We start from the raw sequence: 13,040 nt of genomic DNA on the forward strand, positions 1-13,040 counted from the left end.
GTCTCCGAAGCGCCCTTTTTCTTGGTCTTTTCTCGGGTCTGATCGGGCCCGACAGGCATGCGTCGGTCACACGACGCGGCGAAACTGGACATCCCGGGTCCCTGGCGGTCCAGGTCGAGGAGTAGGCAGATGGCGAACGCCCCCAAGGTCTTCATCGACGGCGAAGCCGGCACCACCGGCCTGCAGATCCGCGAACGCCTGGTCGGCCGCAAGGACCTGCAACTGGTCTCGATCGATCCCGACAAGCGCAAGGACGCCGACGCCCGCGCCGAGATGCTGAACGGCGCCGACGCCGTGATCCTGTGCCTGCCCGACGACGCGGCCAAGGAGGCCGTGTCGCTGGTCACCAATCCCGACACGGTGATCATCGACGCCTCCACCGCCTATCGGACCGCCGAGGACTGGGCCTACGGCTTCGCCGAGCTGGACAAGGAGCAGCGCGGCAAGATCGCCGCATCCAAGCGCATCTCCAATCCGGGCTGCTATCCGACCGGCGCCATCGCCATGACGCGGCCGCTGGTCTCGGCGGGGATCCTGCCGGCCGAGCTGCCGGTCTCGTACAACGCGGTCTCGGGCTACAGCGGCGGCGGCAAGGCCATGATCGCCGAGTTCGAGGACGAGAGCGCCAGCAACTTCACCAAGGTCCCGTACCGGATCTACGGCCTCTCCATGGCCCATAAGCACGTGCCGGAGATGCAGAAGCACGGCGGCCTGCTGAGCCGGCCGATCTTCATGCCGGCCGTCGGGCGCTACCTGCAGGGCATGATCGTCGAGATGCCGCTACACTTCGCGACCCTGAACAGCGCGCCGTCGCTGGGCGACATCCACGCCGCCCTGGCCAAGCACTACAAGGGCGAGAAGTTCGTCGAGGTCGCGTCGCTAGACGAGGCCAAGAGCCTGACGACCCTGGACCCCGAGGGGCTGAACGGCACCAACCGCTTGAAGCTCTTCGTGTTCGGCTCGGACACCAGCGGCCAGGCGCGTCTGGTGGCCCTGCTCGACAACCTGGGCAAGGGCGCCTCGGGCGCGGCGGTGCAGAACCTGAACATCGCCCTGGGCCTGAAGGAAGACGCGGGCCTCTGAGGCCTCGTTCTAGACCCGCCAGCGATAGTGGCCTGCGGGCTTGTGCAGCTTGAACATCCACAGCGGCTCCTCGCGGACGCCCTGGCCGATGTTATGCGCTATCCGCACGGTGCGTGGGCCGTCGACCACGACGCCCAGGTGCGGCCGTCCGCCGCCGGCCAACCGCCAGGTCACGATGTCGCCGGCCTGCGGCGTCGCGAAGGCGTCGCCGCCCAGCACGCCGGACGAGGGCAGGGGCAGGCGAGCCTTCTGTCTTTCCAGGAAGGTCTCGAGGTTCAGGACGCGGCGATGGTCGATATTGGCGTCCGGCTTGGTCAGGCCCCAAGCCCGGCGCGACGGATAGGCCTCGAAGGCCCGGGCCATGTCCTCGTGCACTCGCCGCTGCAGGTCGATATCCCAAGCGTCGCGAGCGGCGCGGATCAGCACGTCGGAGCAGACGCCGCTGGTGCGCAGCACGTCGCCGTTGGGATACCCGATCGAGCGATAGCTGGGATCATAATCGATCGTGACGCCGATCTGCCCACGGGCCGCCGCGGCCAGCTTCAGCCCGGCGTTCGGGATCAACGCATGGCTCACTTCGGCGTCCGCCACGAAAGGCGTGGCGGCAAGCATTCCCAGGGCTGTTCGGCGATCAAGCGTAAGCATGCGCCTAAGTTTCGTCGCGATCCGGGCGACTTTTGGGCGAACGTTGGTCTTCGGCGCGGCGAAGCGCTTTAAGTCTGCGACTTTACGAGCACGAAGCTGCCCGGCGCGTCTTCCAGGGGCTTCAGCTTGCCCTTGGCGGGATCGCGCGCCGGAACGTCGCCGCCCGACCGCGCCCTGAGCCAGGCGGCCCAGTGCGGCCACCACGAGCCCGGGTGCTCGCTTGCCCCAGTGATCCACGCGCCGACGTCGCCAGGCAGGGCCTCGTTGGTCCAGTGCTGGTACTTCCGGGCGTCCGGATGGTTGATCACTCCGGCGATGTGGCCCGAGCCGGCCATGGTGAAGGTCACCGGTCCGCCGAAAGCCTTGGCCCCGCGATAGACGCTGCGATAGGGCGCGATGTGATCGTCCTTGGACGACTGGACGTAGATCGGGATCTTGACCTTGGAGAGGTCCAGGTGCTCGCCGCCCAGGTCCAGCTTGCCCGTCGTCAGGGCGTTATCCTTGTAGAAGTTGCGCAGATAGAACAGGTGCAGCGCCTTGGGCATCCGCGTCTGGTCGGCGTTCCAGAACAGCAGGTCGAAGGGGCGGGGCTCCTTGCCCATCAGATAGTTGCTGACGAAGAACGACCAGATCAGGTCGTTGCCGCGCAGGGCGTTGAAGGTGTCGGCCATCGACTGGCTGGGCAGGAAGCCGCCCGCGGCGTCCATCTGCTGCTCGATCGACTGCAGCCACTCTTCATTGGTGAACAGCAGGAGATCGCCGGCCTCGGCGAAATCCTGCTGCGCGGCGAAGAAGGTGGCCGAGTTGATCCGCTTGTCGCCTCGCGCCGCCATGTGAGCCAAGGCGACCGACAGCAGGGTGCCGCCGATGCAGTAGCCGACCGTGTTGACCTTATCGACGCCGCACTGGGTCATGACCTGCTGGGTGGCGTCGTAGACGCCTTCCAGCATGTAGTCCTCGAAGGTCTTGGCGGCGAGCTGCTGGTCGGGATTGACCCACGAGGCGACGAACACCGTGAAGCCCTGGCCGGTCAGCCAGCGGATCATCGAATTCTCGGGGCGAAGATCGAGAATGTAGAACTTGTTGATCCAAGGCGGGAAGATCAGCAGCGGGATCTCACTGACCTTGTCCGTGGTCGGATCGAACTGCAGCAGCTGCAGGATATCGTTCTGATAGACGACCTTGCCGGGCGCGGTGGCGACGTTCTCGCCGACCTTGAACTTGGCCAGGTCCGTCTGGCTGATCGCCAACTGGCCGCCGCCACGCTCCAGGTCGGCGGCGAAGTTCTCCATGCCGCGCACCAGGCTCTGGCCTTGAGTCTGCACCACCTCGCGCAGGGCCGCGGGGTTGGACATCAGGAAGTTCGACGGCGAGAAGGCGTCGGTCAGCATCTTGGTGAAGAACTCGACCCGGCGCTTGGTGGCCGGATCCACGCCCTCGACCTCGGCGATCAGGCCGTTCAGCCAGTTCGACGACAGCAGGTAGGACTGCTTCATCAGGTCGAACATCGGGTTCGACGCCCAGTCCGGATCGTTGAAGCGCTTGTCGCCGGCGGCCGGCGCCACGACGGGCGCGACCTCCTCGCCGGCGGCGCGGCGGGCGGCCGACTGCCACAGCTCCATGTATTGGCCGAACAGATCGGCCTGGGCCCGCATCAGCCGGTCGGGCTGAGCGGCGAGGCGGGTCATCACCTCGTTCAGGGCGGGGGCGACGTGAAACGGGTCGGGCGTCAGGGCCGCTGGACGGTCCGCCTGCCGCAGCGCCGCCTCGGCGATCGCGCCCTGGGCGGTGACCGCCGCGCGAGCCAGATTGGCCGAGAGGGTCTCGACCATCTTCAGCTGGTCGGGCGAGAGCATGCCCTCGAACGGCGGGAAGGGCGGGGCGCTGGCGTCGGCGTGGGCGCCCGCCGAAGCCTGACCAGCCGATTCGGCCTTGGGCGGCGGCTCAACGGTTTCGGGTTTGGTGTTGGCCTTGGTCTTCGCCGCCTTGGGTTCGGTTGTCGCGGCCTTGGCGGAGGTCTTCTTCCGAGGCTTGGGGGCGGCCTTCGCCGTGGCCATGAGGTTTCCTCCGCTTGTCCAAAGCCAGTTCGCGAAAAGCGACGTTGAACGCCTTTCGCTCGCCGCGATCATCGCATAAGACCAGAACCAATGAACGGCGAAACCCGCAAAATCGTGCGTCTTGCTTTGATCGTCGGCCTCGCGGCCGGCGCGACCGCCTGCGCGAACCCGTTCAAGACCGCTCAAGTCGATCCCAGCTCATCGATCGCGGCCGAGGCCGCCGCGGCCGCGAAGGCCAAGGCGCCGCGCCGCAAGTTCTCGGACATTCCGGCGCTTCCGAACGACGTGCCGACCGCCGACCAGGTTCGCGCGGCCGTCGTGCAGCAGCAGCGCGCTGGCGAGGCCCTGGCCGCCGCCGTCGCGCCCAACACCTGGGAACTCAAGGACACCGACGCGTACGTCAACAAGGCCCGTCGTGACGTCAAGGCGCCGGCCTTCGAGGCGCCGACCGACGCCGACCGCGCCGACACCGCCGCCTTCGCCCGCGCAGCCCGCGGCCGAGCTAGCGCGCCTCCGTCACAGCCCTAGTCGGGCGACGGAGGCATAATCTTCCTTGAACTGGCTTGGCTTGACCCCGCGTGGGGTCTATCCATGCCCGACTTTTCGCTCCCAGAGCGCCGAAGCGGCGCACAGAGCCCTCATGAGCACCGATTTTCACCGTATCCGCCGCCTGCCGCCGTACGTTTTCGAAGAGGTCAACAAGATCAAGGCGCGTCTCCGCGCCGAGGGGACCGACATCATCGACTTCGGCATGGGCAACCCGGACATGCCCACGCCCCAGCACATCGTCGACAAGCTGATCGAGACGGCGCGTGATCCCAAGGCGGGCCGCTATTCCGCCTCGAAGGGCATCCCCGGCCTGCGCAAGGCCATGGCCAACTACTACGGCCGCCGCTTCGGCGTGAAGCTGAACCCCGACACCGAGGTGATCGCCACCCTCGGCTCCAAGGAAGGCTTCGCCAACCTGGCCCAGGCCCTGACCGGTCCTGGCGACGTGATCATCTGCCCGAACCCGGCCTATCCGATCCATGCCTTCGGCTTTATCATGGCCGGCGGCATCATCCGCCACGTGCCGGCCCTGTCGCCGGAGGAATATCTCTCCAACATCAGCCGCGCGGTGAAGCACTCGGTGCCGCCGCCCAGCGTGCTGATCCTGTCCTACCCGTCGAACCCAACCGCCCAGTGGGTGGATCTGGACTTCTACAAGGACGCCATCGCGCTGGCCAAGAAGCACGACCTGCTGGTCATCAGCGACGTGGCCTATGGCGAGATCTATTTCGACAACAACCCGCCGCCGTCGGTGCTGCAGGTCGACGGCGCCAAGGACATCGCCGTCGAGGTCAACTCGCTGTCGAAGACCTACGCCATGGCCGGCTGGCGCGTGGGCATGGTCGTCGGCAACAGCCGCATCTGCTCGGCCCTGGCCCGCGTGAAGTCGTATCTGGACTACGGCGCCTATACGCCGGTTCAGGTCGCCGCGGCCACGGCGCTGAACGGTCCGCAGGACTGCGTCGACGAGATCCGCGCCATCTACAAGAGCCGCCGCGACACCCTGATCAAGTCGATGAAGGGGGCGGGCTGGGACATCCCCAATCCGCCGGCCTCGATGTTCGCCTGGGCCAAGATCCCCGAACAGTACCGCGAGGCCGGCTCGATGCTGTTCTCGCGCCTGCTGATCGAGGAGGCCGGCGTCGCCGTCGCCCCCGGCATCGGTTTCGGCGAGTACGGCGAGGGCTATGTGCGGATCGGCCTCGTGGAGAACGAGCACCGCATCCGCCAGGCGGCGCGCAACGTGAAGAAATTCATCGCCAACGCCGACTCCATCCTGGCCAAGGCCCACAACAAGATGGAACAGGCTTAAGGCCGGTTCACCCGAGGATTCGTAAGATGACGAAGAAGACCTGGCGCATCGGCGTCGCGGGCCTGGGCACCGTCGGCGGCGGCCTGCTGCAGTTCCTGGCCGAGCGTCCGGACTTCGCGCCGGCCGGCGACCGAGCGGTGATCACCGCCGTCTCGGCCCGCAACAAGTCGCGCGCCCGCACCGTCGACATCTCGAACCTGGCCTGGTTCGACGATCCGGTGGCCCTGGCCGGCTCGCCGGACATCGACCTGTTCGTCGAACTGGTCGGCGGCAGCGACGGCCCGGCCAAGGTGGCGGTCGAGACCGCGCTGAAGGCCGGCAAGCCCGTGGTCACGGCCAACAAGGCGCTGATCGCCGTGCATGGCGCGGAGCTGGCCGCCCTGGCCGAATCCCAGGGCGTGCCGCTGTTGTTCGAAGCCGCCGTCATGGGCGGTACGCCGGCGGTCAAGATGCTGCGCGAGGCCATGGTCGGCGACGACGTGATCTCGGTGGCGGGCATCCTCAACGGCACCTGCAACTTCATCCTTTCGGAGATGGAGAAGACCGGCCGCTCGTTCGCCGACGTGCTGCGCGAGGCCCAGGGCCTGGGTTACGCCGAGGCTGATCCGACCACCGACGTCGGCGGTTTCGACGCCGGTCACAAGATCAGCATCCTGGCCGCCCTGGCCTTCGGCTGCGCGCCGAACTTCGAAGCCGCCGAGATCGAGGGCATCAGCGATGTCGAGCTGCTCGACATCAAGCTGGCCAAGGATCTGGGCTACCGCATCAAGCTGATCGCCGGCGCGGCCAAGGCAGACGGCGGCGTGGCGGTGAAGGTGCATCCGTCGCTGGTTCCGCTGGACCATCCGCTGGCCCAGGCCGGCGGCGCGCTGAACGCGCTCTTCATCGAGGGCACGCGCATCGGTCGGATCTTCATCCAGGGCGCCGGCGCCGGCGCGGGGCCGACGGCCGCCGCCGTGGCCGCCGACATCGCCGACGTCATGACCAAGGCCGTGCGTCCGGTGTTCCAGGCCCCGGCCGGCGACCTCGCGCCGTTCATCGCGATCGACCCGGCTCGCGCCGTGGGCAAGGCCTATCTGCGGGTCATGGTCCAGGACCAGCCCGGCGTGATCGCCGCGATCTCGGAAACCCTGGCCGAATGCGGTGTTTCGATCGACAGCTTCCTCCAAAAGCCCGTCGAGGGCGCGGGTGGCGTACCGATCGTGCTCGTTACTCATGCGACGCCCGAATCGAAGCTGCTGGATGCGATTAGCCGCATCGAAAAGCTGCAGACCGTGCTAGAGCGTCCCCGCCTTCTGCGCGTCGCGCGCATCTGACGACCAAGAAAACTCGGCGTTGAGGGTGACATTGGGAACAAGGCCGCCTTCTTCCGGGGCGGTCGGGAGAGACGGATGAGTTCGAACACCCTGGACCGTTCGCTGGTCCTGGACGCCGTTCGCGTTACCGAAGCCGCCGCCATCGCCTCGTGGACGATGCTGGGTCGCGGCGACGAGATGGCCGCCGACCAGGCGGCCGTCGACGCGATGCGCAATGCTCTGAATGAGCTGAACATCGACGGCGAGATCGTCATTGGCGAAGGCGAGCGCGACGAGGCGCCGATGCTCTACATCGGCGAGAAGGTCGGCAGGGGGAAAGGCCCCAAGGTCGACATCGCTCTCGACCCGCTGGAAGGCACGACCCTGGCGGCCAAGGCCCAGCCCAACGCCCTGACGGTGATGGCCTGGGCGCCCAAGGGCACGCTGCTGAACGCGCCCGACACCTATATGGACAAGATCGCCTGTGGTCCGGGCCTGCCGGCCGGCGTGATCGATCTCGACAAGTCTCCCGCCGACAACATCAAGGCCTTGGCCGAGGCCAAGGGCGTCGCTCCGACCGAGATCACGGTCTGTGTGCTGGATCGTCCGCGTCACGCCGAGATCATCGCCAAGGTCCGGGCGGCGGGCGCCCGCATCCATCTGATCACGGACGGCGACGTGGCCGGGGTGATCAACACCACCGATCCGTCGACCGGCATCGACCTCTATCTCGGCTCGGGCGGCGCGCCGGAAGGCGTCCTGGCCTGCGCGGCCTTGAAGTGCGTCGGTGGTCAGTTCCAGGGGCGCCTGCTGTTCCGCAACGGCGACGAGCGCGCCCGCGCCGCGCGCTGGGGCATCACCGACCTGGACAAGAAGTACGACCTGCACGAGATCGTCCGCGACGAGGCGATCTTCGCGGCCACGGGCGTGACGCGCGGCGGCTTGGTGGACGGCGTCGTCTATCGTGACGGCTGCGTGCACACCCACACCCTGGTCATGAACTCGTCGACGGGCACCGTCCGCGAAGTGCGCATGAAGCGGAAGGTCTGAGATCTTCCTGTCACGGCCGTCTTATAGGGCGGCCGTTCTATTCTCCGGTTTGAGGTTTCGAATGACCACCTTTGTCGACTTGGCCGCCTGGCTCGCGGCGGAGCCGGCCGACGCCGCGCTCAAGGACGTCGTCACGACCATCGCCGAGACCTGCGCCGGGATCAGCCGCGTCGTCGCCTCGGGCGCCCTGTCGGGCAGCCTGGGCGTGGCCGGCACCACCAACGTGCAGGACGAGGAGCAGAAGAAGCTCGACGTCATCACCAACGACATGCTGAGCGACGCCCTGAAGGGCTGCGCCCCTGTCGCGGGCCTGGCGTCGGAGGAGCTGGAAGAGATCGAGCCCACCGGCCGGGTCGGCGGCTATCTCGTGACCTTCGATCCGCTGGACGGCTCCAGCAACATCGACGTCAACGTCTCGGTCGGGACGATCTTCTCGGTGCTGCCCGCGCCGGCCGGTCATGCGCCGGCGGAGGCCGACTTCCTGCAGCCGGGCCGCAACCAGGTCGCCGCCGGCTATGCCGTTTACGGTCCGCAGACGATGCTGGTCCTGACCCTGGCCAGCGGCGTCAACGCCTTCACCCTCAGCGCCGACGGGCAATGGCTGCTGACCCATCCGGCCGTGACCGTGAAGGCCGATACCGCTGAATTCGCGATCAACATGTCGAACCAGCGCCACTGGGCCGCGCCGGTGCAGCGCTATATCGACGGCTGCCTGCAGGGCAAGGACGGCCCGCGCGGCAAGAACTTCAACATGCGCTGGATCGCGTCGATGGTGGCCGACGTGCACCGCATCATGATGCGTGGCGGCGTCTTCATGTATCCGTGGGACAGCCGCGAGCCCGGCAAGCCGGGCAAGTTGCGCCTGATGTACGAGGCCAACCCGATGGGCCTGGTCGTCGAGCGGGCCGGGGGCAAGGCCACCGACGGCGTGACCGACATCCTCGATATCCAGCCGGCCAAGCTGCACCAGCGCGTGCCGGTGGTGCTGGGCTCGGCCAACGAGGTCGAGGTCGTGCGGGCGGAGATGCGCGCCTAGCGTTCGTTGCGTCCGGGATTGTCGCGGCGGCGTCGCATGGAGCGAATCCATACGAACGAGTAGTCTGCCGCGATGGCCGATGGTGTTTCCAATATCGTCTCCGACGCCTTCCTGGGCGTCGAGCGCTCGCTGAGCGGCCGCGCTTGGCGCGAGCGTCCCGCCGACATGGCGGTGGTGCGTGATATCCAGCAACGTCACGGCCTGACCGAGCCGCTGGCCCGGGCTCTGGCCTCGCGCGGCGTGTCGCTGGAGCAGGCCGAGCACTATCTGCGTCCGACCCTGAAGGCGCTGTTCCCCGACCCGTCCAGCTTCACCGACATGGACCGGGCCGCCGAGATCCTGATCGACGCCCTGGAGCAAGGGCGGCCGACCATGGTCTTCGCCGACTACGACGTCGACGGCGCCACCAGCGCCGCCCAGCTGGTCCGCTGGTATCGCCACATGGGCGTCGAGCTGCCCATCTACATTCCCGACCGCTTGACCGAGGGCTATGGCCCCAGCCCGGCGGCGTTCCGCAAGATCCGCGAGGGCGGGGCCGAACTGGTCGTGACCCTGGACTGCGGCGCGGCGGCCTATGATGCCATCGCCAGCGCCGCCGAGATCGGCCTGGAGGTCGTGGTCATCGACCACCACCTGATGCGCGAGGATCCGCCTGCGGCCGCCGCCGTGGTCAATCCGAACCGTCCAGGCTGCCAGAGCGGGCAGGGCGTCCTGGCCGCCGCCGGCGTCACCTTCGTTCTGCTGGCCGCCCTGAACCGCGAGGCGCGCAAGCGCGGCCTGTTCACTAAAGAGCGCCCGCAGCCGGACCCGCGCCAGTGGCTCGACCTGGTGGCCCTGGGCGAGGTCTGCGACGTCACCCAGCTGGTCGGCTTCAATCGGGCCCTGACGACCTTGGGTCTGCGCACCATGGGCGCTTGGGCCAATCCGGGGCTGAAGGCGCTGTTCGAGGTCGGCAAGGGCTCGGGTGAGCCGTCCGTGTTCCACGCGGGCTTCATCCTGGGCCCGCGCATCAACGCCGGCGGCCGCATCGGTCGTTCCGATCTCGGCGCCAAGCTGCTGGCCACGGACGACCCGCTGGAGGCCCGCGCCCTGGCCGAGGAGCTGGACGGCCTCAACACCGAACGCAAGGCCGTCGAGGCCGCCGTGGTGGAGGAAGCCGCGGCGATGCTGGAACGCGGCAGCAACTTCAATCCCGATGCGCCGGTGATCGTGGTCGCGGGCGAGGACTGGCATCCGGGCGTCATCGGCATCGTCGCCGGTCGCCTGCGCGAGCGTTATCGCAAGCCCGTTGTGGTGATCGGCGTCGACCGCGCCGCCAATGTCGGCAAGGGCTCGGGCCGTTCTCAGCCCGGCGTGAACCTGGGCAGGGCGATCCAGGCGGCGTTCGAGACGGGATTGCTGATGGCTGGCGGCGGTCACGCCATGGCCGCGGGCCTGTCGATCCGTCCCGACGCGATTCCCGAGTTCCGGGCTTTCCTCGAGGAGCGCCTGGCCGGCGAAATGGAGGCGGTCGGGATCGAGGCGGTCGAGATCGACGCGCTGGTCCAGCCGCGCGCGGCGAATCGCGCGTTGCTCGACGACTTCCAGCGGCTGGCGCCGTTCGGTCCCGGCAATCCCGAGCCGCTGTTCGCCCTGACCCAGGTGCGGCCAGATCGGATGTCGGCCCTGAAGGGCGGCCATGTGCGGCTGGATCTCGTCGGGCCCACGGGCGACCGCATCAAGGCGATCAGCTGGCGCAGCGCCGAGACGCCGCTGGGCCAGCGCCTGCTGGCCGGGGGCGGGGCGCTGGACGTCGTCGGCAAGCTGAAGCCGGACGATTACATGGGGCGCAACGGCGTCCAACTGGAGATCGAGGACGCCCACGATCCCAGAGCCCGGTACGGATCCTGACTCTCCGATCCGCGCGCCAAACCCTGTTTGGCGAAGGCGGTGTAGGCGGACTGAAAAAATGACTTTCGGCGGCTTGCGCACCCCAGAGGTCGCGGCTATACACCCGCTTCCTCGCGGGGCCGTGGTCCCTTCGTCTATCGGTTAGGACGCCAGATTTTCAATCTGGAGAGAGGGGTTCGACTCCCCTAGGGACTGCCACCCGCGAGGCCATATATCGACGATGTTCCGCTCCGGCGGCGACGTGGTCCCTTCGTCTATCGGTTAGGACGCCAGATTTTCAATCTGGAGAGAGGGGTTCGACTCCCCTAGGGACTGCCATCCTCGGCTGTATTTCAGAATTGTTTCCGTCCTGTAGCTGCGGCGAAATGTCGCGGATCGCGTTCGCGCGCGGTTTTGACGCGATTTCGTCATTGACGGTTCTCGTTACGCGAGAACACTGTTCGCGTAGTGCTCGCTCCGATGGGCTGATTGGGCGAGCCAGAGGGGTGGGATGTCTGGTTATGATTTCGAGGACGCTGCGGCGCACGAAGAGTTCGTGCGCATCAGCGGGAGGGTGAAGTGGTTCGACGCCGGCAAGGGCTATGGGTTCATCGTCCCCGATGATCCCGGCCAGACCGGGCTGAAGGACGTGCTTCTGCATGTGACGTCGCTGCGCAACTGTGGTCGCGAAACGGCCATGGAGGGGGCAATGATCGTGTGTGACGTGGTCCGAAGGCCCAAAGGCTGGCAGGTCAGCGAGGTCGTCAATCTCGACGAGACCTCAGCGCCGGCGCCGCTCGAGCGCCAGAGACGCACATTCGCCGAGGGACCGCCGCGCCGCGATGTCTTGCGGGAAGGCCACGGGCGTCATGCCCTGGAGCCCGAGGGACCGCCTGAACACGCCAAGGTCAAGTGGTTCAACCGCACCAAGGGCTATGGCTTCGTGATCCGCGACGCCGAGCCGGGCGACATCTTCGTGCATATCGAGACGCTCCGCCGGGGTGGGCTCGAGGACCTGCAGCCGGGCGACGACGTCCTGGTGCGGTTCGCGCGGGGGCCCAAGGGCCTGGTGGTCGCGGAGATCACGGCCGGCGACGCCTGACTTTCGCCGCCTCGGCGCGGAAGCTAGTCTCCTGAAGGGGCTGGCTTTCGGCGAGGTGTCGCGTGGCGGAACGGATGATCGAGAGGCGGGCCTTGCTCGCCGCGCTGGTGCTCGGCTCGTGCGCCGGGGGCGTTGGCGTGAGTCGCGCCGTATTGGCCGCGCCCAGGCTGGAGACGGTCGAGATCGTCACCACTCGCGGTCGACCGCGCTTCCTGGTCGAGATCGCCGCCACGCGCGCCGAGCAGGCGCGTGGGCTGATGTTCCGCAAGTCCCTGGCCCCCGATCGGGGAATGCTTTTCATCTACAAGCAGCCGCAGCCTGCCGCCTATTGGATGAAGAACACGCTCGTTCCGTTGGATATTCTCTACATCCAGCCGAATGGCAGAATCCTCTCGATCGTCCGCAACGCGCGACCCCACGACGAGACGCCGCTGCCGTCGGGCGGCTTGGTGCTGGGCGTGCTGGAGCTGGCGGGCGGTCGCGCGGCCCAACTGGGCGTCCTTCCAGGCGACCGCGTCTTGCATCGAATCTTCCCGAAAGAATGATTGGCGCTCAAGATGATTGAGGCCAGTCGTTGATCCGCGCTTCGAACCCCTGTAGAGCACGCGCCTGCCGATGTTTCGGAGCGTAGCGCAGCCTGGTAGCGCATCTGTTTTGGGAGCAGAGGGTCGCAGGTTCGAATCCTGCCGCTCCGACCATCGGTAAGGTACTTTGGAGAGGTCCATGCTGGCCCGCATCTATCGCCCCGCCAAGAACGCCATGCAGTCCGGCAAGGCCAAGACCAAGGATTGGGTGCTGGAGTTCGAACCGGCCTCGGCTCGCAAGCCCGACCCGCTGATGGGCTGGACCCAATCCAGTGACATGAATGGCCAGGTCCGCCTGACGTTCGAAACCCGCGATGAAGCCGTGGCCTACGCTCAGCGCCACGAGATTTCGTTCCAACTGTTCGAGCCCAAGACGCCTAAGCGGATCATTAAGGCCTACGCCGACAACTTCGCCGCCAACCGCAAGCAGCCCTGGACGCACTAGGGCCTTCGCGGGC

Annotated in this window: 11 protein-coding genes, 3 tRNA genes and 1 pseudogene; 13 read left to right on the forward strand and 2 right to left on the reverse strand. The window is 67.3% G+C overall.

Annotation, left to right across the window (positions count from 1 at the left end; genetic code table 11):
- Positions 1-129: 129 nt before the first annotated feature.
- Entirely contained in the window at positions 130-1,083 is a 954-nt protein-coding gene (gene argC / locus MZV50_RS11980) for an N-acetyl-gamma-glutamyl-phosphate reductase (protein WP_252634865.1), read from the forward strand.
- 9 nt (positions 1,084-1,092) lie between these two features.
- Here argC and MZV50_RS11985 read toward each other — a convergent pair whose 3' ends face one another.
- Both MZV50_RS11985 and phaC read right to left on the reverse strand, forming a co-directional pair.
- Positions 1,093-1,728, reverse strand: coding sequence for a DUF1287 domain-containing protein (locus tag MZV50_RS11985; protein ID WP_252634866.1), 636 nt, complete (start codon positions 1,726-1,728; stop codon positions 1,093-1,095).
- A gap of 68 nt (positions 1,729-1,796) precedes the next feature.
- Positions 1,797-3,785 (reverse strand): class I poly(R)-hydroxyalkanoic acid synthase, encoded by a 1,989-nt coding sequence (gene phaC, locus MZV50_RS11990; RefSeq protein ID WP_252634867.1) that lies wholly within the window; start codon positions 3,783-3,785, stop codon positions 1,797-1,799.
- 90 nt (positions 3,786-3,875) lie between these two features.
- Here phaC and MZV50_RS11995 point away from each other — a divergent pair, with 90 nt between their 5' ends.
- The 12 genes and pseudogenes from MZV50_RS11995 to MZV50_RS12050 all read left to right on the forward strand — a co-directional run bounded on the left by MZV50_RS11995 (position 3,876) and on the right by MZV50_RS12050 (position 13,027).
- A complete protein-coding gene (locus tag MZV50_RS11995; RefSeq protein ID WP_252634869.1) occupies positions 3,876-4,313 on the forward strand; it encodes a hypothetical protein in 438 nt (145 codons plus the stop codon).
- 112 nt (positions 4,314-4,425) lie between these two features.
- The gene (locus MZV50_RS12000; RefSeq protein ID WP_223395154.1) at positions 4,426-5,646 is read left to right on the forward strand and encodes an LL-diaminopimelate aminotransferase; all 1,221 of its coding nucleotides are present in this window, start codon (positions 4,426-4,428) and stop codon (positions 5,644-5,646) included.
- Positions 5,647-5,672: 26 nt separating this feature from the next.
- Positions 5,673-6,962, forward strand: a complete 1,290-nt coding sequence (locus tag MZV50_RS12005; protein ID WP_252634870.1) for a homoserine dehydrogenase — start codon at positions 5,673-5,675, stop codon at positions 6,960-6,962.
- 75 nt (positions 6,963-7,037) lie between these two features.
- The gene (gene glpX, locus MZV50_RS12010; RefSeq protein ID WP_252634872.1) at positions 7,038-7,991 is read left to right on the forward strand and encodes a class II fructose-bisphosphatase; all 954 of its coding nucleotides are present in this window, start codon (positions 7,038-7,040) and stop codon (positions 7,989-7,991) included.
- A 61-nt stretch (positions 7,992-8,052) separates the two neighbouring features.
- Positions 8,053-9,027, forward strand: coding sequence for a class 1 fructose-bisphosphatase (locus tag MZV50_RS12015; protein ID WP_252634874.1), 975 nt, complete (start codon positions 8,053-8,055; stop codon positions 9,025-9,027).
- Between the two features lie 72 nt (positions 9,028-9,099).
- Positions 9,100-10,917: a single-stranded-DNA-specific exonuclease RecJ gene (gene recJ, locus MZV50_RS12020; RefSeq protein ID WP_252634875.1), complete on the forward strand. Its 1,818-nt coding sequence runs from the start codon at positions 9,100-9,102 to the stop codon at positions 10,915-10,917.
- 123 nt (positions 10,918-11,040) lie between these two features.
- Positions 11,041-11,115: transfer RNA gene (locus MZV50_RS12025), tRNA-Glu, on the forward strand.
- A gap of 45 nt (positions 11,116-11,160) precedes the next feature.
- Positions 11,161-11,235, forward strand: a tRNA-Glu gene (locus MZV50_RS12030).
- A gap of 172 nt (positions 11,236-11,407) precedes the next feature.
- Positions 11,408-11,998 (forward strand): stationary phase survival cold shock domain protein CspD, encoded by a 591-nt coding sequence (gene cspD, locus MZV50_RS12035; protein WP_252634876.1) that lies wholly within the window; start codon positions 11,408-11,410, stop codon positions 11,996-11,998.
- A gap of 31 nt (positions 11,999-12,029) precedes the next feature.
- Positions 12,030-12,543, forward strand: a pseudogene (locus MZV50_RS12040) (DUF192 domain-containing protein).
- A 76-nt stretch (positions 12,544-12,619) separates the two neighbouring features.
- A tRNA-Pro gene (locus MZV50_RS12045) sits at positions 12,620-12,696 on the forward strand.
- Positions 12,697-12,721: 25 nt separating this feature from the next.
- Positions 12,722-13,027: an ETC complex I subunit gene (locus tag MZV50_RS12050; protein WP_223395165.1), complete on the forward strand. Its 306-nt coding sequence runs from the start codon at positions 12,722-12,724 to the stop codon at positions 13,025-13,027.
- Positions 13,028-13,040: the final 13 nt, after the last annotated feature.

This window comes from Caulobacter segnis, from assembly GCF_023935105.1.
In the GTDB taxonomy this organism is placed as follows: domain Bacteria; phylum Pseudomonadota; class Alphaproteobacteria; order Caulobacterales; family Caulobacteraceae; genus Caulobacter; species Caulobacter segnis_B.

Excerpts from the sequence above, each read along its gene's own strand:
- MZV50_RS11995 (WP_252634869.1), top strand. The coding sequence starts at position 3,876 with ATGAACGGCGAAACCCGCAAAATCGTGCGTCTTGCTTTGATCGTCGGC.
- phaC (WP_252634867.1), bottom strand. The coding sequence starts at position 3,785 with ATGGCCACGGCGAAGGCCGCCCCCAAGCCTCGGAAGAAGACCTCCGCC.
- MZV50_RS11985 (WP_252634866.1), bottom strand. The coding sequence starts at position 1,728 with ATGCTTACGCTTGATCGCCGAACAGCCCTGGGAATGCTTGCCGCCACG.
- MZV50_RS12015 (WP_252634874.1), top strand. The coding sequence starts at position 8,053 with ATGACCACCTTTGTCGACTTGGCCGCCTGGCTCGCGGCGGAGCCGGCC.
- MZV50_RS12005 (WP_252634870.1), top strand. The coding sequence starts at position 5,673 with ATGACGAAGAAGACCTGGCGCATCGGCGTCGCGGGCCTGGGCACCGTC.
- argC (WP_252634865.1), top strand. The coding sequence starts at position 130 with ATGGCGAACGCCCCCAAGGTCTTCATCGACGGCGAAGCCGGCACCACC.
- cspD (WP_252634876.1), top strand. The coding sequence starts at position 11,408 with ATGTCTGGTTATGATTTCGAGGACGCTGCGGCGCACGAAGAGTTCGTG.
- MZV50_RS12000 (WP_223395154.1), top strand. The coding sequence starts at position 4,426 with ATGAGCACCGATTTTCACCGTATCCGCCGCCTGCCGCCGTACGTTTTC.
- glpX (WP_252634872.1), top strand. The coding sequence starts at position 7,038 with ATGAGTTCGAACACCCTGGACCGTTCGCTGGTCCTGGACGCCGTTCGC.
- MZV50_RS12050 (WP_223395165.1), top strand. The coding sequence starts at position 12,722 with ATGCTGGCCCGCATCTATCGCCCCGCCAAGAACGCCATGCAGTCCGGC.
- recJ (WP_252634875.1), top strand. The coding sequence starts at position 9,100 with ATGGCCGATGGTGTTTCCAATATCGTCTCCGACGCCTTCCTGGGCGTC.